This is a genomic window from Nostoc sp. (genome assembly GCF_036917315.1).
Classification (GTDB): domain Bacteria; phylum Cyanobacteriota; class Cyanobacteriia; order Cyanobacteriales; family Nostocaceae; genus Nostoc.
Genome location: NZ_JBALDR010000058.1, coordinates 80956 through 100061, shown reverse-complemented (window position 1 = coordinate 100061; position 19106 = coordinate 80956). Strand labels below are relative to the sequence as shown.

The following is a 19106-nucleotide window of genomic DNA, read 5'->3' as shown; positions in this document are numbered from 1 at the left end:
GCCAAAAAGCTTTACCTTTATAGTAGTTAGTAGTTAGTAGTTAGTGATTAATGATTGGTTGGAAAACTATCAACCAATAAACAAAAATTCCCCATTCCCTATTCTCACTTAATGCCAGATTGCCAACTACCAACTAGTAACTACAATTTAGCAAATGAATATAGCAGTGGTGGGGTTAAGCCATAAAACAGCCCCAGTAGAAGTCCGGGAAAAACTGAGCATTCCAGAACCACAAATTGAAAGTGCGATCGCTCAACTGGCCAGCTATCCTCATATTGATGAAGTTGCAATTCTCAGCACTTGTAACCGCCTGGAAATTTACATTGTCACCAGTGAAGCAGACCAAGGTATTCGGGAAATAACGCAGTTTCTTGCGGAATACAGTAAATTGCCTGTGATTTCTCTGCGACAACACTTATTTATGCTGCTCCATGATGATGCCGTGATGCACGTTATGCGGGTAGCCGGTGGCTTAGATAGTCTGGTACTCGGAGAAGGTCAAATTCTGGCTCAGGTGAAAACTACTCACAAACTGGGACAGCAATATAGCGGTATAAAAACCATTTTGAATCGATTATTTAAACAAGCGCTGACAGCTGGTAAGCGGGTTCGTACTGAAACTAGTATTGGTACTGGTGCTGTCTCTATCAGTTCGGCTGCTGTGGAATTAGCGCAGATTAAAGTGGCAAATTTAGCTGCTTGCCGAGTGGTAATTCTGGGTGCTGGTAAAATGTCGCGGCTGCTGGTGCAACACCTAATTTCTAAAGGTGCTGTAGAAATTAGTATTGTAAATCGCTCTCGCGATCGCGCCCAAGAATTAACAAAGCAGTTCCCTCAACAACCGATCAATATTCATCCGCTATCGGAAATGATGAGCGTAATTGCCGATAGCGATCTAGTGTTTACAAGTACTTCGGCAACAGAGCCAATACTTGACCGTGCCAAATTGGAAATGGTGTTAGAAGTTCAGCGTTCTTTAATGTTATTTGATATTTCTGTGCCGCGTAATGTTCATGCGGATGTAAATGAATTAGAAAACGTGCAGGCGTTTAATGTGGATGATTTGAAGGCAGTAGTAGCGCAAAACTACGAAAGCCGTCGGAAGATTGCACAAGAAGCCGAGCGACTTTTAGAGGAAGAAGTGGAAGCCTTTGATATTTGGTGGCGCAGTTTAGAAACTGTTACCACTATTAGCTGTCTGCGAAATAAAGTCGAAACCATCCGCGAACAAGAGTTAGAAAAAGCTCTGTCGAGATTGGGTTCAGAATTCGCCGAAAAACATCAAGAAGTGATTGAAGCATTAACACGGGGAATTGTCAATAAAATTTTACATGACCCAATGGTGCAATTGCGATCGCAGCAGGATGTTGAAGCTAGACGGCGCTGTATGCAAACTCTGCAAATGCTGTTCAACCTCGATGCAGAGGAACAGTTTAGTTAAATTAAACAACAAGAACCCCGACTTTTGGTGAGAAGTTGGGGTTCTGAGGCAATCGGTTTTAAATTAGATATACTTCTAATTAGATATTTATCTAATTAGAAGTTAGTTATGCAACCAGAGCAATTTAACATATTACTGCGCTTTTTCAAGGCATTAGCGGATGATAGCCGATTGAAGATTGTAGGTATCCTGGCGAATCAGGAGTGCAGCGTCGAAGAAATTTTATAGAACTATTATCCCAAATCACCTATCGAATCGGGATGGTAATTATAAACTCTGCGCCCTGTCCCGGTAATGAAACGCACTGTAACGAGCCACCATGTTTTTCAGTAATAATCTGGTAGCTAATTGATAATCCCATACCAGTACCTTTGCCAACAGGTTTTGTGGTGAAAAAGGGGTCAAATAGATGTGACTGGATTGCTTCTGGAATCCCTGTGCCATTATCAGCAATATGAATAACGATATTTTCATTCACCTGGGCTGAAGAAATACGAATTATTGGTTCTGGACAAATCCCATTTTGAAAAGCCTCTTCTAAAGCATCAATTGCATTTGCCAAGATGTTCATAAATACCTGATTTAATTGTCCTGCAAAGCACTGAATTTTAGGCATTTCACCATAGTCTTTAATCACTGTGATTTGAGGTCGATGGCTTTGAGATTTGAGACGGTATTGTAAAATTAACAGGGTACTTTCAATCCCTTCATGGATATCAGCGGTTTTAAACTCGGCTTCATCTAAACGAGAGAAGATTCTTAAACTAAGGACAATTTCCCGGATGCGACTGGCTCCAATCTTCATGGAAGTCAATATTTTAGGCAAATCTTCTGTTAAATATTCAATATCAGCTTCTTCTTTAGCATTTTGAATTTCTAGTTCTGGGTAGGGGTAATGTTTTTGATAAAGTTGAAGTAAGCATAATAACTGTTGAGTATAATCATCAGTGTGCTTGAGATTGCCATAGATGAAATTAACTGGGTTGTTGATTTCATGAGCAATACCAGCAACCAACTGTCCCAAAGAAGACATTTTTTCTTTCTGAATTAATTGGGACTGAGTAAGCCTGAGTTCCTGTAAAGTTTGCTTGAGGAAAATATTTTTTTGTCGCAGTGCTTGTGTTCGTTCTTTTATTTTATCTTCTAGTGTTTGGCTATAAACTTCTAGCTTTTGATTCGCTTCATATTGTTCTGCTAGGAGTCGCTTTACCTGTTGAATTAGCTGGTTAAAAGCAATAGCTAAGATTCCCACCTCGTCTTCAGTTGTTACGGGAGCTTGGAGATCAAAATTAGATTCTTGGGTAACTCGTTGTGCTACCTGTGTGACAGCTTTGAGTGGACGAGTAATTGTTCGTGAAATTAAAAACCCAGTAATTGCTAAAATACTGCTTCCCAACAAAAACAACAGTCCTAAATGTTTCCATAATTTATATTGAGCAACCTCTAACAATGATATGGAATACAGCACTGTAGTTGTTAAAGACTGACTTGCTCCTGTAAATACGATACTTTTGGCTAAATAGTTTTTATTATCAATAGTGATTCGTCTAGCAGGCAAATCAGGAAGAGGAAATTGCCAAGTTCCGCTTTTGGATGCCAACAAGGTTGCCGCAACTACACGATTTTGTCTCTGGACAACCAGATGTTTAGAGGAACCCGCAGCAATTTTTTGCAGTAGAGTATCGTCTACTAAGTTACCAATGATGATTCCTCCCAAGAGTCCTGCTGATGATTTGATTCCATTTGTTACTACTTGTAGAACTTGTTGCTTGCCTTCTACATCTACCAAATCGACTAAATGCGCTCCTCTACTAGCAGTGCTGGTAACTATTTTGTCTAGAAACTTGGCTTGACTTAACGAGTTATTCCGTAAATCTATGAGGACATTGCCCTGAGTATCGATTACCTTAATCCAATCCAATTTCAAAACAGACTTAAGTGGTAATAATATCTGCAAAAGCAACCCTTGATTACGCTGTTTAACGGCCTGATTCAGCATATCTCGATTAGCAATTAGCTCGATTTCAGTTTCTAGTGTTTGCTGTTCATGCTGAAAATCCTGATAAACTCGTTCGCTAAAAGTACCGATTTGTTGGCTAAAGTTCTGATTCAAACTATCCGTAAACCACTGTCCTAACACGACTAAGCCCAACATAAAGACGCTAAGACAAACTGCAAGCAGCGGTAGAACAATTTTTTGGCTGAGTCTCAGCCCCCTGAAAAATCTCTGCATGGGACATTCAATTTATTTGGCAGTAACAAAGCCATTATCCTGTAGTAGTTTTTCACCTTCTTTGCTAAAGATAAAATCAATAAAACCCTGAGTAGGTGCTGAAGGTACTTTTTCCCAGAGAATACCTATGTGACGCACCATTTGATATTTACCAGTGGCAAAGTTTTGTGCTTTGGGAGCAACACCATTGAGACTGAGATGATTAACAGGCAATTTATTGATGAGGGAAGATGCCAAAGAAAAAGCACCGAGGGAATTAGGAGTACTTTGTAAGGTTTCGATTAGTTCTCCCTCTTTATTCAAAATCACGGCTTTAGCTGTAGTCTTTTCTTCTCCCAAATAATATTTTCGCAATAACTTTTTTGCTGACTCGTCTTCGGGTCTATCCAAGAGTACAATTTCTGCGTTAGCACCGCCTAATTCTCGCCAATTGGTTATGTCACCTTTGTAAATGGATTTTAATTGCTTGGTTGATAAGTTAGTAACACCTTTAACACTTTTATTGGTGGCGACAACTAACAAATCTTGTGCAAGTTCACGATATTTAATTTTCCCGTTATCTTCTTCTGGTTTGAGTTTATGACTGCTACCAGCAATATCAATAATATCGTTTTTTAGGGCTGCGATCGCACCTTCAGATTGGCTATTGGAGATAAACTCAATTTTGACAGTTTTGTTTTGAGATTGATAAGCTTGCGCTAAAAGTTTTAAAACAGTTACTGTTGAACTAGAACCACCAATTTTGATAATTTTTTGAGCTTGAGAATCAGCTTGGTTAGTAACTTGATTAGAATTTTTTAAATCAGTCGGTTTGACTGAGTTACAACCGCACATACCAAAGAAGATGATGCCGACGATCGTTGACTGAGCAATCTTTTTCATAAGTGAGTCTTTAAATTCCAAAATCCGATATCTGTCCTAAGCTCTCATAGGTTAATATTCCCAAATACTTATAAAATGTAACTGATAAATGAAATAATTCATCATAAATAAAATCCCCGATTTCTTTGATAAGTCGGGGATATATGACTTTCATTAGCAAATATATTTTTTACTTCACCAAATTATTTTCCTAAATAAGCTTCTAGAACTTTGGGATTAGTTTGAATTTCCTCTGGCGTACCGTCAGCCAAATTCTGCCCTTCGGCAAGTACCCAAACGCGATCGCACAAGGACATAACTACATCCATATTGTGTTCGATAATCAAAAAGGTCATGCCATCTTGGCGGTTCCAAGTGATAATGCGATCGCAAATATCATCAATCAATCTCGGATTCACCCCGGCTGCTGGTTCATCCAACAAAATTAACTTGGGGTTAGTCATCAGCGCTCGTCCCATTTCTAACAGCTTGCGTTGTCCACCAGACAAGCAACCAGCGTAATCGTGTGCTTTTTTTGCCAAGCCCACTGATTCTAACAAGTACATTGCTCGCTCTTCGAGTTGCTTTTCTTCCTTAGCAACAATGTGCGGTTGCAACTGCACCTGCCAAAAATTTTCACCCGTTTGTTTTTGCGCCGCCAACAGCATATTTTCTAACACCGACAACCGCGAGAGAGTTCGTGCAACCTGAAAGGTTCGTATTACCCCTTGTTGGGCGATTTGATATGGTTGCAAATTGTGAATCGGTTCGCCGTCAAAAATTACTCGTCCTTTATCAGGGCGAATGAAGTTTGAGAGTAAGTTAAATAAAGTAGTTTTACCAGCACCATTGGGGCCAATCAAGCCCGTAATACTGCCTTTAGCAACTTCGATTCTGGCCTCATTAACTGCTTTGACACCACCAAAGCTTTTAGAAAGTCCCGTGGCTGCCAAAAGGGGAAGTGGGGATGAATAGTTATTTACCAAGGGTGAGTTCCTCTTTTTTCCCTAAGATACCTTGAGGACGCCAAATCATCAGTACCATCAAAATTAATCCGATTACCATGATGCGAAATGCACCCAAACGTGCTTCATCAAGAGAAACGATTCTGGGTAAGACTTCCCGTGTCAGCGCATCGTAAGCAAAGAAAATTACCGCACCTACGATTGTGCCAACATTATTCCCAGAACCGCCTAAAATCACCATAATCCAAGTGTCAAAGGTAATCTGCGGTTGAAAATTATCAGGGTAAATGGCGCTGAGTTGCCAAGCGAAGAAAGCACCAGCGATACCCGCGATCGCACCTCCAAGCATGAGAGATTGTAATTTATACCAAAAGACATTTTTTCCCAGCGCCTTGGGAATTTCTTCATCTTCACGGATGGCTTTGAGAATTCTACCCCAAGGCGATCGCACCAAAATTTCTAAGCGCCAGTATACAAATGCTAAAACCAGCAGCAACACCAGCATTAAACCCGCTTTTGGGTTGTAGTTATACAGTCCGATTACCCCAGAAATATAAATCGCTGCCGCTAAAACTGCTAAGACAATTCCCACACCCAAGCGGGATATAAATTCTTGCTTGCTAGTCGTCCTTTTACCTAAATCAGTAGTCCGAGATATTTGAGTGGTACGAATCCATTGCCACAAAGTAAAGAAGGTTACAGCAGCCAGCAGGGTTAAAAGCCCAATCATTACTAATCTGACAAACAAGCTTGGCTCTGTAGATAGGGGTATGGGATAACTTTGGACACCAAACGCCCCAGAAATCCAAGTGTCGCCCACAGGTAATTCCTGATTATTTACCACCAAACGAATTAATTCGCCCGTGCCAATGGTGACAATTCCTAGATAATCTTCTCGTAAGCGGAGAGTTACAAAACCAATTATCAAACCCAACAAGGCTGCGACAATTGCCCCAGCCAGTGCCGATACAAGTAGGGGTACACCCTTTAAGCTTAACAATACCGTTGTATATGCTCCCAGAGTCATGAAAGCAATATGACCAAAGTTAATTAAGCCCGTAAAGCCCCACTGTAAATTCAGTCCTAGTGCGAATAGAGCAAAAAGCGCTGTAGAAATTGCTAAGAAAATGAGATAGTCAACCATATTAAATTATTTGGGAATTGGGCAAAACAGTTCCGAGTGCTGAGTGCTGAGTGCTGAGTGAGGAGTGCTGAGTGAAGAGTTAGGAGTTACGAATTTTCCCCCTGCTCCCCTGCTCCCCTGCCCCCCTGCCCCTCTGCCCTCTTCCCTGGGCGAATAAATTTTAGCGTAGCTTGAGCGTAGCTAATTTTATGGGAATACTATTTATTGTTGGTATTTGCTGGTAGGGAATAATTAACGTATGAATTTGCTGCGACTTAGAATGCATCACTTAATCGAGCAATTAGGCGATGACGATTTGCAAGACATTTGGAATGTTCTTGAAGCTTTACATTATGACTTTTATATGCTCAAAGCGATACAAAAAGTCAAGCGATCGCAGCAACCGTGGGACATCTTAACCCATGAAGAAGCGGTCAGACTGTTGATGTTTTTCTGATTCAGCAGCGCTTTTGAGCTAGTGCCAGTGGCCCCTCAAGTTTTGGTGAAGGTAACGCCCAGTGAGTCTGGAAATGCGCTATGCCAGGTCTTTTTTGCTAGACCTGAAGAATTTAGAACCTGCCGCCTACGAGCGGGTGCATGATTTTGTTTTTATTGAGTTAGCCCAAAAGTGGCAGTTGAGCGATTTAAAAGAACTGCGACAGCTTGATAGTGAAGGCATTTTTCACCGCTTCACCCTAGACAATTATCTGATTGGTATAGAAATTAGGGGTGAAATTGTGAAATTTCTGCGTGTCATCCCTATGCCAGATGTTTAAAGTCAAGAGTCAAGGGAACACTTAAAACTGTAAACTGTATAAGGCTAGGCAGGGATCGCTATAACCTTACACTAAACTGGTTTTTGAAAAACACTTTATTTGAGATTTCCCTATGGATGCTAGGGCACTTTGGCAACGATACCAAAACTGGTTATATTTCCACGAGGGATTGGGGCTGTACTTAGACGTGAGTCGGATACGGTTCGATGATGCCTTTGTGGAATCGTTGCAGCCGAAGTTTGACAAGGCGTTTGCGGATATGGCTGAACTAGAGAAGGGTGCGATCGCAAATCCCGATGAGAACCGCATGGTTGGACACTACTGGCTGCGAAATCCTGATTTAGCGCCAGCTCCAGAACTTACACAAGAAATAGTCCAAACCCTAGAACTAATCGAAGCCTTTGCGGAAAAAGTCCAAACAGGTGCTATTCATCCTCCCAGAGCCAGCCGCTTCACGGATATTATCTCCATCGGCATTGGTGGTTCCGCTCTCGGCCCCCAATTCGTCGCGGAAGCTCTCGCTCCTGATTTCCCGCCGCTGAAACTTCACTTTATCGATAACAACGATCCCGCAGGTATCGATCGCGTTATCAATCATCTACGGAATAGCCTCGCCAGCACTTTGGTTTTGGTAATCTCCAAATCTGGGGGAACGCCGGAACCCCGCAACGGCATGATTGAAGTTAAAAAAGCCTACGCCGGACACAATTTGGAATTTGCTCAATATGCGGTAGCAATTACCAGCGTTGATAGCAACCTCGATAAGCTGGCCAAAGATGAAGGCTGGCTGGCGAGATTTCCGATGTATGACTGGGTAGGCGGACGCACCTCAGAAATGTCTGCTGTGGGGCTAGTACCAGCCGCATTACAGGGCATTGATGTCCGCGCCATCCTAGATGGCGCAAAAGAGATGGATGACGCTACCCGCGTCCCAGATGTGAAAAATAACCCCGCAGCATTGCTTGCTTTGTCTTGGTACTTTGCAGGTAACGGAAAGGGCGAAAAAGATATGGTTGTTCTACCTTACAAGGACAGCTTATTTTTATTCAGTCGCTATTTGCAACAGCTGGTGATGGAATCCTTGGGCAAGGAGAAAGACTTAGACGGCAACGTTGTCCATCAAGGTATCGCCGTTTACGGCAACAAAGGCTCAACAGATCAACACGCTTATGTCCAGCAGTTACGCGAGGGTGTAGCGAATTTCTTTGCTACCTTCATCGAAGTGTTGGAAGATCGTCAAGGCCCATCCACTGAAATAGATCCAGGAGTTACATCAGGCGATTATCTTTCCGGTTTTCTCCAAGGAACCCGACAAGCGCTTTATGAAAATCATCGCGATTCAATTACAGTCACGATTCCCCAAGTTAATCCCCGAATTGTAGGGGCATTAATTGCTTTGTACGAACGTGCTGTTGGTTTATATGCTAGTTTGGTCAACGTCAACGCCTACCATCAACCAGGAGTAGAAGCTGGCAAAAAAGCTGCCGCCTCCATTCTCGATTTACAAACACGAGTAGTAGCAGTCCTACAAAAAGAAAAAACTCCCCTTTCTCTTGACGAACTCGCCGAGAAGGCAGGCGCATCAGACCAAGTTGAGGCAATTTACAAGATTTTGCGTCACATCCATGCCAATCAGCGGGGTGTAGTTTTACAAGGCGATCTTCAGAAACCCGGTAGTTTGACCGTTTCTGCTAGCTGATAGCTCTAATCTAAATCTCAGATTTTGTCCAGAATTGTTGTCTCAACAATTTTTTATTGTGAAGCATCCTAAATAGAAGATATATCTTCTATCTAGGATGCTTCACTGTATAATTCGTAATACAACTCTTGGAGAGGCTGCGCCAACGGCTACGCGGTAGTTGAATCTCGACTTCGCTCGATTACCGCGCAGCGATGCACTTAGCTTGTCGAAGTGTCGAAACTCAGTACAAGTTCGTAATTCGTAATTAAGTTTTATCACTCAATACCATTTGGTTAAGTATTGCTTTCTTCTCTTCCTTTACCTAATTACGAATTATTTTAATTATGAGTTACCAAGAGGCGTTGATTAAAGTAACTCTTGGGTAAGAAACAGCGATCGGGTAAAAAAGGATTGTTGAGATTTTGACATAAGAAAGTACTGGGTTTATCCCGATGACAAAATGGTGGCACAATTCCCCAGTGTTCTGCTAGCCAAATCCAGTATCCTGTTTCAATTCTGCCGTAGCTTGATACCGTGAGAATCTCTCCAACGCTGTTGTTAATAGATACTAAATCTGACGATGATTTGATTTCAATTAACAACCAAGCTAACTCATCTACAGAAAAGTAATAGCCATTTTCGGCAGCGATGTCGATGAACTGCTGTGGCTCTTTAGCTATTAGTAATTCTTCTTTGAGAGATGGCGTTTTTTGGGCAAAATCAAAAAGATCCCAAATCTGTCTTCTCGTAACTAGAAACCAGGCAAGTTCTTCTGCGGTCAGATTGTAACCGTTTTCTCTTGCTAACTTGAGAAACGGCTCAAGGCTATCGGTTTCTGCTAGTTGACTTTTTAACTGGAAAGTTTGCTCTACTAATGACAAGAAATCAGTAATCTTTTGCCATGTCACTTTGTCAAAGCTTTTGTTAACTTTTATTTTTTCTTTCCAATAAATGTATTTATCTTCTTTAAGAAAGAAATTCCAAATTTGATAATACATGGGTCATCTTGCCTAAATTTCAACTTGGTAGAAGTTTGTGATTAATGAACACCAGTGTAGTAAGTATAATGTGTTTCTTCGACAGTACTAAATTCTTATATCATGTAAATGAAGTTACACAGTGGCTAAGTATTAAATTTCTGTAAAGTTTATCACCATGAAGAAGATATACGCAGGAAAAGATGAAAGATTACGATAATTGCAGTGGGCTACGATTATGCTCATTATTGATTCTCATAAAAGAAAATTAAGTCAATAGATAGTATTAATTATTCATGAATGAATCAACTACACAAAACCTGCACTTCAGTTATTTTTAAACGAACCACAAAGTACGCATACTCCTACGGAGAAGCAAGCTACGCGCAGCGTCTCGTCAGAGAAGAACGCGAAGGTAAGAAAAGAGATATATTTTACTATATTTAGTTAATAGGTAAATCGCGGAGAAAGTAAAAGCGATGCCTACGGCTGGCTACGCCTACGCTATTCAAATTATTTGATTTTAAATATTGTTACAATAAGGTTAAAACTGTCAATAAACAGGAATATAAATCATGAATATCCAAATTAAACCTGAACTAGAGAAAATTATCCAAGCGCAAATTGCTACAGGTAGATATGCAAATCCCGAAGAAGTTATTAGTAAAGCATTGAAGTTGCTATTAGAGTGGGAAAAAGGTTATCAGCAATGGGTTGAAGAAACACGGGAAAAAGTTGAGGTTGCTATCGAGCAACTGGATAGAGGAGAAGGTATTGATGGAGGAGTTGTAGTTGAACAATTGCGGGAAAAACTGCGTAAAGCGAGAGAATTACAAGGATGAAGCAACATATTATCTCTCCAAAAGCCAGTCAGGATTTATCAGAAATTATTGATTATTTTGTCAGGATAAATATTGATGCTGGGGAGGATTTTATTAATAAGTTTGAGAAAAAGTGTAAATATTTAGCTAATTTTCCCAATATGGGACGTAGCTACGGAAATATTAAATCTGATTTGCGCGGCGTTCCTTTGGATAATTATATTATTCTTTATCGACTTATAAATAGTGGAATTGAAATTGTCCGTGTAGTGAGTGGTTATCAAAATTTGGAATCTTTATTTGCAGAATCAGATGAGTAAGTTTGTATTTTAGCTTACTTCTACTTATCTCCTGGCTTTGGCTATGTCTACACGCTTCAGTTATTTTTAAACGAACCGCCTTCTCTGCGAGAGGCTTCGCCAACGCGCAGCGTCTCGCAGAGAAGACGCAGAGAACCCAGAGAGAAGAAAAGAGATATATTGTACTATCTTTAGTTAACGAGTAAATCGCGGAGAAAGTAAAAGCGATCACTCTTCCAATCACTACCTTTAATTCGTCCTAAATAGCCTGTTAAGGGTGAAGAAAGTTCTATCAGTAGATCGTGAACTAATTCATCATTTAGTCGGGGATTATGAGTAGCATTGTAATGAACACGGATTTCTGTAACTGTGAAACTTGGATGTGTAACTTTTGAAGTTTCGTTGTCTTGTTCAGAGAGTTCTTTGGGTACTGTGATTATCTGCGATCGCAGACTAATATCTGTATAAACTTGGTCAATATATTTTTCTAATTCCTCATCAGATTGACCTGCTTTTAAATATTCTTTTAGCTTAAATAAGTCTACTGAATTGCGATGGTTACTTTGCAACTTGACTAACTTCTGAAGCGTTTCTGGTTTAATGATAGCCATACCTTGTATTTTTGCGGCATCTTGTAGTTGGGTTGTTGGTTCACCAGGGCCAATAATTAATTTAGCAGCCTGATTAAAAAGGTCTGGTCGGCGTAGCATTCCCAAATTCAATAGTTGCATCGCAGTATCATTAGGAATCTTTCTACCTGCTTTACATTCACCAAATAATGGGTATGGTTTAGAACAAAATAAATCTAAACCACCTGCACCGCCTTTGTGGGTATAGTCAATCGTAAATCCCAGAAGTTCTAAGCTATCACGCACTACATTTTCAAAATCTGTACCAGCTTGGTAGTTGCTTTTTTTCTCTTCTAGCTCGATGCTGCGATCGCCCAATTTTACAATATCATTTATCCAAGCTAAATTTGGATCGGGTTGCGTAATTAGCTTGTCACTACTCCAACCTAAGAATACTTTGATATCGTGGTCTAATTGTTTAGCTGCTGGTTGACTAATTGTTAGGGATGCGATCGCACTCTGTAATTCTTCCAGTTCAGGATACAGCGGTGGCTGTCGATTTTCTAACTGATGCTTGCGTTGGGCGAAGGTGCGATCGGTCATTACTGGGTTGACTTCAGAAACCGTTAGAGAATTAGGTAAACTAACAAATTTTCCTAGCTTTTCCTGAATCTTGGGATTGACTGATATTTCTTGTAACTGAGGTAACTGATAGACACGCAAGTAAGCCAGGAAAAGATACTGTTGTTGCTGTAGTATCTCCTTTAATACTTTTGGTGTCCATATTGTTAATTTAGACAAAATCTCTAATGGCTTAGTCTCATCTAAAATTTGGCAAAGCTCACATTTAGCCCAAGCTTTAATTGAAGCTGAAGAATCAGCAGGATAAAGTGCAAATCTCTGCCCAGGACGAATAAACATCCTGGGTAAAGCTGCAATTGTTTGCCCCTGTATTAAGGCTTCAATATCAGGGACGGGTAGACATAGTGCTGTTGGAATTGAAAACTGCTGATTCATTTATAGTTAGCTATAGATTGAGTGCGATATTATCAGCATTAGCAACACTTTGAGGAATACTAATAGGTAATCCATCATCAGTTAAATTAGTAGGTTCTTGCCCAGATGGATCGCTGAGTATTTCTCTAATCAAAGGATTATTTATTGCTAGTTTTTCTTGGCCAATAAAATCAAATATCTGTTCATCTGTCAGTTCGTAACTCTCACTGTTATACCAAACAAAATAGATAGCTAAAAGAGGTTTAATGTCTTGGCTTTGCAAGGCTACCCATTCTCCACCCTTTTGTTGCAAAAGTAATCTCAAATGCTTTCTAGCTAATACTGCATTTTGACTAATTATCTTTGAACGCACTAAGCAACCGCGAGTTAGGTTAAATGTTTTGTAATCAATTAGTCGTCCCAAGGCAGCACCTATAACAGTGCGATCTTGCTGAACTACATCTAATCCAATCCTCACTTTATTCTTATTGCCGATAATTTTGAAATCCATAAAGCCATTATTTGCTGCACTAGGCTCTACTTCTTGAATTGATTCGATTGTTACTCCCTCTACAGTTTCACCTATTAAACTATTGAAAGCCACCCAAAGAGCGTCAGTAATTGTTGCTTCTTCTTCCATTAATGAATCAATAGAAACCTCAACATTTGCTAATTCATTATCGAAGTATGGTTGAACCGTATGGATTGTTGTAGATTTAGTAGTTGTTGTAGTGTTTGTTGTTGAATTTGTCGGATTATCAATAATAGGAGAATTAGGTACAAAATTCTCTGCACACCATTTCAAAACTGACCTAACAGTAGGTCTACTCTTACCAAGTTCTCTGAGTTTAGTTTCATCAAATGGGTAGAGACGATGAGGCGGGGTTTGTTGATGTTCCTCATAAAAATCTTGTAACCATTGACTAACTAGAGCAACAATATCATCAGAATTTAGATACTTTAATGCAATTGGTTGCCTATCAGCTTGATCGCTTACTAATCTATCTATAACTGCTTCAGCTTCTGGTAAAGCCTTGATTTGGTCTTCCCAGGTACGAGGATACATTGCTAACAGTAAAACACCTTGTTTAAGACTGTTATATAAATCCTTAACTAAGTTTGCGATAACTTGTGCTGCTAAAAATCCATTATCAGCAGCATCTGCAATATCTAATTCGTCAAAACAAATCACTGGAACTCGATAATAGCTAGTGATATCTAGAATTTGACGAACATTGCTTAATGCTTCAGCTTCTCTATCCTCGCTTTTAGGATTTGGCAATCCCATTGCTTCAGCTTGTGATTGTGCTAATTCTAAACCAGATAGCCAATAGCTTGCATAATTAATATGGACTGGAGAAAGTGTCCACAAAATTGCTTTAACTATGTAAGGGTTGGTTATTTCAGGCTTGACTTTCAGAACACTTTCTGTTAGATGAACTATCGCCTTAGTTGAGTGTTGGCTCAACCAACCTGGATACATATTAATATACTGTTGTGGCGTATAGTTCCATTGCTTTGCTTCGTTAATTAAAGCTGCTGCAATTTCCTGCCATTGCATTACTTTTTGACTACCAAAAGCTCTGAGACTAGAGGCGACACTTTGCAGAAATAGAGACTTAATTTGATTCAAGTTATCATACTTACTCATATAGATAAATAAGCTACTGTCTTCTGTCTGTAATCGATGGCGAATCCGACTAATAATATGGCTTTTACCTAACCCTTTTTCTGCTGTAATTGTGATACCTACAGTTTCACGTTTTCCTTTACTGACTTTATCAACAGCATCAAAAACTGCATTAGAAGCATGAGCATTAATTGAGGGAACATCAGGAAAACTTTTACCCCATATTTGTTGCGGTCTGACCACAATATGGCCTGCAAAAGGGTTTTGATTCTTAATCAAATCATCAATGGTAGATGTGGTGACAGTCATAGTATTGTGAAGTTAATGTGTGAAGAGTCAAATAAGGTTTAAGGTTTCAGGCGTGTGGCGTAGCAGCGTAATCCATCTAATTCTGTAGCTACCGAATCTTCAATTTTGTCGGGTGCGCTGTCTTCTACACTCCCGCCCTGTAGTTGCAAAATATCGTTAGCTTGCGTTTCTAGCAGCCAATCATTAAACTCTGTACGACTCACGCGATCGCCAATTCCTCTTCTAATGCGGTAAATTGGCACTAAATTATTAAAGTTGTACTCATAGTTCAGCTTGTCGTAGACTTCCAACGCCACAGATTTAAACTCGTCGTAAGATGCGATCGCGATCGCACCCTTACCATTAACCAGTACATCTGCACCAGTTACCGCAATATCAATCTGACTAATCCACCGCAACAACGCATTCGCCGCCCAAGTACCGACAATCGTCCCTTCAAACTTAAAATCGCCACTTCTCAAACCCTCACCCAATACCTCTAAACCCTTGCCAGATGTCAGAGAATATCCCTTTTTGGAGATTGCGATCGCACCCTGATTCTGTAATTCCTCGAATATGCCCTGATAATCTGCTACCTTCTGGCCTTTGGATACAATTCGGTCATGAAGTTGACGTTTCTTCACTTCCTGCTGCGTTCCTCCCAAATTCCACAAAGCCAAAAGGAGACGAGTGCTAGTATTTTTTGATGTCATATTGAGTATATTTTTTGGCAAAAAGCATCATAGTAACTGTATCTTTCTAAGTTATTTATGCAGAAAAAATAACCGAGAAATTGCTGAAGATTTCGGCGTTTCAGCTAAATAGACTCATAAAAAATCAACAATATATTTCCTTGGGATGAATACGATTTCTCTCAAAGGCGGGATGGAATGCTTGAGAAAATCGACGAATATGAAAGAGAAACGCTCTAGCTGTGCAGTTGTAAATTGAGTGGTATATGTTTTTTCAATTCCCAGCGAAATAACATGGAATTCCAACTTTGTTTTTGCAACAGCAAGGCTTTTAGCAAATACAGGTGAGAACGAAATCCAATGAACACAATATATAAAGAACGTAAAATAGTTTCGCGTCTATTTGCAGTGCTGCTTTCGGCATTGTTAATGGTGCCCTTGCTGAGTAGCTGCGGAGGCGGTTCCCAAAAGGCTAATGTGCCACCACCAGTAGATGACACCATTGGTAGAACAGTGAGCGATCGCACAAACCAACCTGAAGCTAAGAAAGGATTGGGTACAGGGCAAAAAGTGGCACTTTTGGCGGGTGCTGCTGGACTTTATTATCTCTACAACCAGCATAAAAATGCTTCCCAAGAAGGAGCGCAAGGTAAATACTATCTTTCCAAGAACGGGCGTGTATATTACCGTGATGCTGAACATCGCGCTCACTGGGTAACAGCACCAGCAGAAGGAATTCGAGTGCCAGAATCTGAAGCACAAAAGTATCGGGAATTCCAAGGCTATAACCGGAGTGCCACAGGTCGCGATCTCACTGGTATAACTTCATCCGCAGCTCCGGCACTCTAGATCAGCGAAGCGTGTGTAAAGAAGAAAGCGGGTTTCCCGGAGGATAACGCCGATCGCGCACGTCGGAAACACGAACTTAAATCAGGAGACAGATTATGGTAGATGAATTTTTCCGAAAGGCGAAAGATTTGCTTTTGGGGTCGAACAGCGATCAAGCTGAAGAAGATGCCAAATTGCGCGATCGCAATGTACGTCCAGCCAGCGAAGATCCATACGGCGATCCCGCAGATCCGGCATCTTACGGCGATGTTCGCCCAGCTAGTGAAGACCCCTACGGCGACCCCGCAGATATCTCGTCTTACGGCAATGTTCGCCCAGCTAGCGAAGACCCTTACGGCGACCCCGCAGACACAGGGGAGTTTGGTGATGTCCGTCCAGCCAGCGAAGACCCCTACGGCGATCCCGCAGATCAGGATTCTCGCCGCTAACGCCAAACCAATCTGGTGATATTGGTTTTTATAGGGTGGTGAATTTTGGAATAACAAATAAGGCAGTAGGTTCAAATCCTACTGCCTTTTATTTTGGCTGCTATTTATACAAATTACGAACTTGTACTGAGTTTCGACTGCACGGTAATCGAGCGAAGTCGAGATTCAACTACCGCGTAGCCGTTGGCGCAGCCTCTCCAAGAGTTGTATTACGAATTATTTCCTGCGATCGCTCAATATTTTGACGCACAGATTGAGCCGAAGTATGCAAACACTCTCTTTTTTCATCAGTAAGCGTTAATTCCAAAACGCTCTCAATTTCAGCTGAATTCTGAATTCTGACTCCTGAATTCTTTTTACTTATTTGGTTGAGTCGATGGGGGATATTATTCCCCGCACCTCTCAGTTAAATCTGGGCGTGCGACTTTCACCGCACCCAGCTTTCGATGTTCTCAGCTTGCGCTTTTGCTCATGTGTTTGTAATCGTGGCAACTCTCGTGAATTGCTTCAAGATTATTTTTCTTCCAGTTGGCGTGATTTCCATCAATGTGATGCAGGTGAACCCGTTCCTCATCGATGAACTTCAGACCGCAGGAAGCACATCTATGGTTTTGCTTCTTAAGAGCTTTAGAGGTTTCGCCGTCGTAGAGCTTACTGTTTCGTTCGCTCCAGTAGGCTGTGTCTCCGTCGTATGGTGATTTAGTTCCCTTGACAGAAATGTGTTTGTTTTCGGAGTAGGAAACTGTTGGAAATGCTTTGTCTAGTAATTTCTTGCTAGAGTAGCGGGTTTGCTTGGTTTCCTTGTTGAATACCGTGTAAGCTCTTTTTTGGATGTAGTATAACGAGTTTTTAGACCCGTCCATCTTGCAGAACTTGTGGTAATTTCTCCAACCTCTAACTACCGGGGCTAATTTTTCTGCCTTAGTGGTAGCACCATAGTTCGAGTTGTTGACGATGTGTTTTACTTTCTTACGGAACGCTTTGAAGTTGTCCATTGAGGGAGTACTTTTGAACTTTCCGTTTTTCTGCACTTTGAAGTGCCAGCCGAGGAAATCAAACCCATCTGTCGCGGCGGTAACTTTGGTTTTCTTTTGGCTTACATTCATTCCGCGTTTGCGGAGGAACTCGCTGATTCTTTCAAGTATCTCTGTCGCATCGTCTTTGGGTCGGAGTATAATAACCATGTCATCCGCGTATCGGATTGATGGTTCGATGATGTCGTTGGCTGAGGTTTTAGCAGTGATTCTCCTCCTATGATCATCATGGTATCTGTGTATACTCTCAATCCCGTTGAGCGCAATGTTAGCTAGTAATGGGCTGACCACTCCCCCTTGGGGGGTTCCTTGTTCGGGGAATTCTGGGTTGACTCCTGCCTTGAGGCATCGGTAGATACCGAGTTTTAAGCCTTTTGGGGCGGTGAGTTCGTCCATTATTGCTGAGTGGTTTATCCTATCGAAGCATTTTTCAATGTCGAGTTCAATTACTCGCTTATTTATTCCATTGGCATTGGAGCTAAGGTTTATAAAGATGTATTTTTGTGCATCATGGGCAGAGCGCCCAGTTCTGAACCCGTAGCTCCTAGCGTGGAAAGTGGCTTCGTGTGCTGGTTCGAGTGCATATTTTGCTAGGCATTGCCAGGCTCTGTCCGCGATGGTTGGTATTTTTAACATTCTGGTAGTCCCGTCCTTTTTTGGGATGGGGATTTCCCGTAGTCCTTGATGTTTCCAATTTCCACTGTTCATTTTCAGTAGTTCTTCAAGGTTGAAGCGTTCTTCAAATGAGAGGGATTTCTTCCCATCAATACCAGCCGTCTTTTTACCAGCATTTAGCTGAGATACTTGTCTTATTGCAAGAAATCGAGCCGAGGTTGATTTTAGAATAAGCTTTTGGAGTAACCGAGCTTTCCGCTTGTCTCCAACTTGAACAGCTTTGTACACGCGCTTTTGAAGGCGGAAAAGGTTTCGGCGGAATTTCTTCCAAGGTAAAGCTCTCCAAGATTCACTAGTTTTGTAACTGTGTCTAATCATTTTCTCTTCTAGAGTTTGTGTATTCTGAACACCTCAGACCAATTACGGTCTGTCCTACCCGAATTGTGGGGGTTAATCCGCTCGTCTGGTCTACATGGGGAACGAAAAGCCCCTAGACCCACAACTCGTTTTTTTTCGTTCCCTCGGAGAGATTGATTGTTCCGTTAGATGTAGCCAATTCGACTACTGGATTCCCTGGACTCTTGCCTTACTGATTTTATGTTCGGCGGGAATTGGCTCCAGTTAAATCAGGGGTGTTTAGGGTTGCGCCCTGTTTCTCGGATAAGTCGCTTTTCTAGGCTCTGTTTCATCGTAGGAACTCCCTGTTAGCGCCAGTGTCAACCCGCAACGGTCGTCTGATTGCGCCCTGTTCCCAGCTTCACTCTACAAGAACCGAGCTTGTTCGGTGTGGGCAGATAAGGAGTCAATTCTGAGTCTGAATGGCAAGAC

General features: G+C 41.3%; 18 protein-coding genes and 1 pseudogene. 9 read left to right on the top strand and 10 right to left on the bottom strand.

The window, feature by feature from the left end; genetic code table 11:
* Window positions 1–154: 154 nt before the first annotated feature.
* Together V7K84_RS27280 and V7K84_RS27275 are read left to right on the top strand one after the other, a co-directional pair.
* On the top strand, window positions 155–1441 hold the full coding sequence (locus V7K84_RS27280) for a glutamyl-tRNA reductase (protein ID WP_334842749.1): 1287 nt from the start codon (window positions 155–157) through the stop codon (window positions 1439–1441).
* 108 nt (window positions 1442–1549) lie between these two features.
* Window positions 1550–1663: pseudogene (locus V7K84_RS27275) on the top strand (metalloregulator ArsR/SmtB family transcription factor); the annotation flags it as partial.
* 25 nt (window positions 1664–1688) lie between these two features.
* On the opposite strand, the gene V7K84_RS27270 reads toward V7K84_RS27275, so the two are convergent.
* The 4 genes from V7K84_RS27270 to V7K84_RS27255 form a co-directional block, all read right to left on the bottom strand.
* A complete protein-coding gene (locus tag V7K84_RS27270; protein WP_334842748.1) occupies window positions 1689–3674 on the bottom strand; it encodes a sensor histidine kinase in 1986 nt (661 codons plus the stop codon).
* Between the two features lie 12 nt (window positions 3675–3686).
* Complete coding sequence (locus V7K84_RS27265) at window positions 3687–4556, bottom strand: substrate-binding domain-containing protein (RefSeq protein ID WP_334842747.1); 870 nt, start codon at window positions 4554–4556, stop codon at window positions 3687–3689.
* 182 nt (window positions 4557–4738) lie between these two features.
* Window positions 4739–5521, bottom strand: a complete 783-nt coding sequence (locus V7K84_RS27260) for an ABC transporter ATP-binding protein (RefSeq protein WP_334842746.1) — start codon at window positions 5519–5521, stop codon at window positions 4739–4741.
* The gene (locus V7K84_RS27255) at window positions 5511–6644 is read right to left on the bottom strand and encodes a branched-chain amino acid ABC transporter permease (RefSeq protein WP_334842745.1); all 1134 of its coding nucleotides are present in this window, start codon (window positions 6642–6644) and stop codon (window positions 5511–5513) included. Before V7K84_RS27255 ends, V7K84_RS27260 begins: the two co-directional genes overlap by 11 nt.
* Window positions 6645–6882: 238 nt before the next feature.
* Here V7K84_RS27255 and V7K84_RS27250 point away from each other — a divergent pair, with 238 nt between their 5' ends.
* The 3 genes from V7K84_RS27250 to V7K84_RS27240 all read left to right on the top strand — a co-directional run bounded on the left by V7K84_RS27250 (window position 6883) and on the right by V7K84_RS27240 (window position 9098).
* A complete protein-coding gene (locus V7K84_RS27250; protein ID WP_104907481.1) occupies window positions 6883–7080 on the top strand; it encodes a hypothetical protein in 198 nt (65 codons plus the stop codon).
* A gap of 61 nt (window positions 7081–7141) precedes the next feature.
* Window positions 7142–7399 carry a cytotoxic translational repressor of toxin-antitoxin stability system gene (locus V7K84_RS27245; RefSeq protein ID WP_251959737.1) on the top strand — a complete coding sequence of 86 codons (258 nt, stop codon included), beginning with the start codon at window positions 7142–7144 and terminating at the stop codon, window positions 7397–7399.
* Window positions 7400–7511: 112 nt separating this feature from the next.
* Window positions 7512–9098, top strand: coding sequence for a glucose-6-phosphate isomerase (locus tag V7K84_RS27240; RefSeq protein ID WP_334842742.1), 1587 nt, complete (start codon window positions 7512–7514; stop codon window positions 9096–9098).
* A 320-nt stretch (window positions 9099–9418) separates the two neighbouring features.
* Here V7K84_RS27240 and V7K84_RS27235 read toward each other — a convergent pair whose 3' ends face one another.
* Window positions 9419–10078 carry a Nif11-like leader peptide family natural product precursor gene (locus V7K84_RS27235; RefSeq protein ID WP_334842741.1) on the bottom strand — a complete coding sequence of 220 codons (660 nt, stop codon included), beginning with the start codon at window positions 10076–10078 and terminating at the stop codon, window positions 9419–9421.
* 554 nt (window positions 10079–10632) lie between these two features.
* On the opposite strand from V7K84_RS27235, the gene V7K84_RS27230 reads away from it, so the two are divergent.
* Both V7K84_RS27230 and V7K84_RS27225 read left to right on the top strand, forming a co-directional pair.
* Window positions 10633–10899 (top strand): ribbon-helix-helix domain-containing protein, encoded by a 267-nt coding sequence (locus V7K84_RS27230; protein ID WP_334842740.1) that lies wholly within the window; start codon window positions 10633–10635, stop codon window positions 10897–10899.
* On the top strand, window positions 10896–11198 hold the full coding sequence (locus V7K84_RS27225; protein WP_334842739.1) for a type II toxin-antitoxin system RelE/ParE family toxin: 303 nt from the start codon (window positions 10896–10898) through the stop codon (window positions 11196–11198). The genes V7K84_RS27230 and V7K84_RS27225 overlap by 4 nt, the downstream gene beginning before the upstream one ends.
* A 170-nt stretch (window positions 11199–11368) precedes the next feature.
* Here the strand turns inward: V7K84_RS27225 and V7K84_RS27220 are convergent, their stop codons facing one another.
* From V7K84_RS27220 to V7K84_RS27210, 3 genes are read right to left on the bottom strand one after another with little or no spacing between them, the layout of a single operon-like run.
* Window positions 11369–12763 carry a DUF1802 family protein gene (locus V7K84_RS27220; protein ID WP_334842738.1) on the bottom strand — a complete coding sequence of 465 codons (1395 nt, stop codon included), beginning with the start codon at window positions 12761–12763 and terminating at the stop codon, window positions 11369–11371.
* A gap of 10 nt (window positions 12764–12773) precedes the next feature.
* Window positions 12774–14681 (bottom strand): hypothetical protein, encoded by a 1908-nt coding sequence (locus tag V7K84_RS27215; RefSeq protein ID WP_334842736.1) that lies wholly within the window; start codon window positions 14679–14681, stop codon window positions 12774–12776.
* Between the two features lie 38 nt (window positions 14682–14719).
* On the bottom strand, window positions 14720–15373 hold the full coding sequence (locus V7K84_RS27210) for a hypothetical protein (protein WP_334842735.1): 654 nt from the start codon (window positions 15371–15373) through the stop codon (window positions 14720–14722).
* A gap of 339 nt (window positions 15374–15712) precedes the next feature.
* Between V7K84_RS27210 and V7K84_RS27205 the strand changes: the two genes are divergently transcribed.
* The gene (locus tag V7K84_RS27205; RefSeq protein ID WP_334842734.1) at window positions 15713–16201 is read left to right on the top strand and encodes a hypothetical protein; all 489 of its coding nucleotides are present in this window, start codon (window positions 15713–15715) and stop codon (window positions 16199–16201) included.
* A gap of 95 nt (window positions 16202–16296) precedes the next feature.
* Window positions 16297–16629 carry a translation initiation factor gene (locus V7K84_RS27200; protein WP_334842732.1) on the top strand — a complete coding sequence of 111 codons (333 nt, stop codon included), beginning with the start codon at window positions 16297–16299 and terminating at the stop codon, window positions 16627–16629.
* A 169-nt stretch (window positions 16630–16798) separates the two neighbouring features.
* Here the strand turns inward: V7K84_RS27200 and V7K84_RS27195 are convergent, their stop codons facing one another.
* Window positions 16799–16936 carry a hypothetical protein gene (locus tag V7K84_RS27195; protein ID WP_334842730.1) on the bottom strand — a complete coding sequence of 46 codons (138 nt, stop codon included), beginning with the start codon at window positions 16934–16936 and terminating at the stop codon, window positions 16799–16801.
* Between the two features lie 145 nt (window positions 16937–17081).
* Window positions 17082–18656 (bottom strand): group II intron reverse transcriptase/maturase, encoded by a 1575-nt coding sequence (locus V7K84_RS27190; RefSeq protein WP_334842729.1) that lies wholly within the window; start codon window positions 18654–18656, stop codon window positions 17082–17084.
* Window positions 18657–19106: the final 450 nt, after the last annotated feature.

Bases quoted from the DNA above. Each gene is read 5' to 3' on its own strand.
- V7K84_RS27240 (WP_334842742.1), top strand. From the start codon at position 7,512: ATGGATGCTAGGGCACTTTGGCAACGATACCAAAACTGGTTATATTTC.
- V7K84_RS27210 (WP_334842735.1), bottom strand. From the start codon at position 15,373: ATGACATCAAAAAATACTAGCACTCGTCTCCTTTTGGCTTTGTGGAAT.
- V7K84_RS27200 (WP_334842732.1), top strand. From the start codon at position 16,297: ATGGTAGATGAATTTTTCCGAAAGGCGAAAGATTTGCTTTTGGGGTCG.
- V7K84_RS27220 (WP_334842738.1), bottom strand. From the start codon at position 12,763: ATGAATCAGCAGTTTTCAATTCCAACAGCACTATGTCTACCCGTCCCT.
- V7K84_RS27215 (WP_334842736.1), bottom strand. From the start codon at position 14,681: ATGACTGTCACCACATCTACCATTGATGATTTGATTAAGAATCAAAAC.
- V7K84_RS27230 (WP_334842740.1), top strand. From the start codon at position 10,633: ATGAATATCCAAATTAAACCTGAACTAGAGAAAATTATCCAAGCGCAA.
- V7K84_RS27235 (WP_334842741.1), bottom strand. From the start codon at position 10,078: ATGTATTATCAAATTTGGAATTTCTTTCTTAAAGAAGATAAATACATT.
- V7K84_RS27280 (WP_334842749.1), top strand. From the start codon at position 155: ATGAATATAGCAGTGGTGGGGTTAAGCCATAAAACAGCCCCAGTAGAA.
- V7K84_RS27205 (WP_334842734.1), top strand. From the start codon at position 15,713: ATGAACACAATATATAAAGAACGTAAAATAGTTTCGCGTCTATTTGCA.
- V7K84_RS27265 (WP_334842747.1), bottom strand. From the start codon at position 4,556: ATGAAAAAGATTGCTCAGTCAACGATCGTCGGCATCATCTTCTTTGGT.
- V7K84_RS27225 (WP_334842739.1), top strand. From the start codon at position 10,896: ATGAAGCAACATATTATCTCTCCAAAAGCCAGTCAGGATTTATCAGAA.
- V7K84_RS27270 (WP_334842748.1), bottom strand. From the start codon at position 3,674: ATGCAGAGATTTTTCAGGGGGCTGAGACTCAGCCAAAAAATTGTTCTA.
- V7K84_RS27190 (WP_334842729.1), bottom strand. From the start codon at position 18,656: ATGATTAGACACAGTTACAAAACTAGTGAATCTTGGAGAGCTTTACCT.
- V7K84_RS27250 (WP_104907481.1), top strand. From the start codon at position 6,883: ATGAATTTGCTGCGACTTAGAATGCATCACTTAATCGAGCAATTAGGC.
- V7K84_RS27255 (WP_334842745.1), bottom strand. From the start codon at position 6,644: ATGGTTGACTATCTCATTTTCTTAGCAATTTCTACAGCGCTTTTTGCT.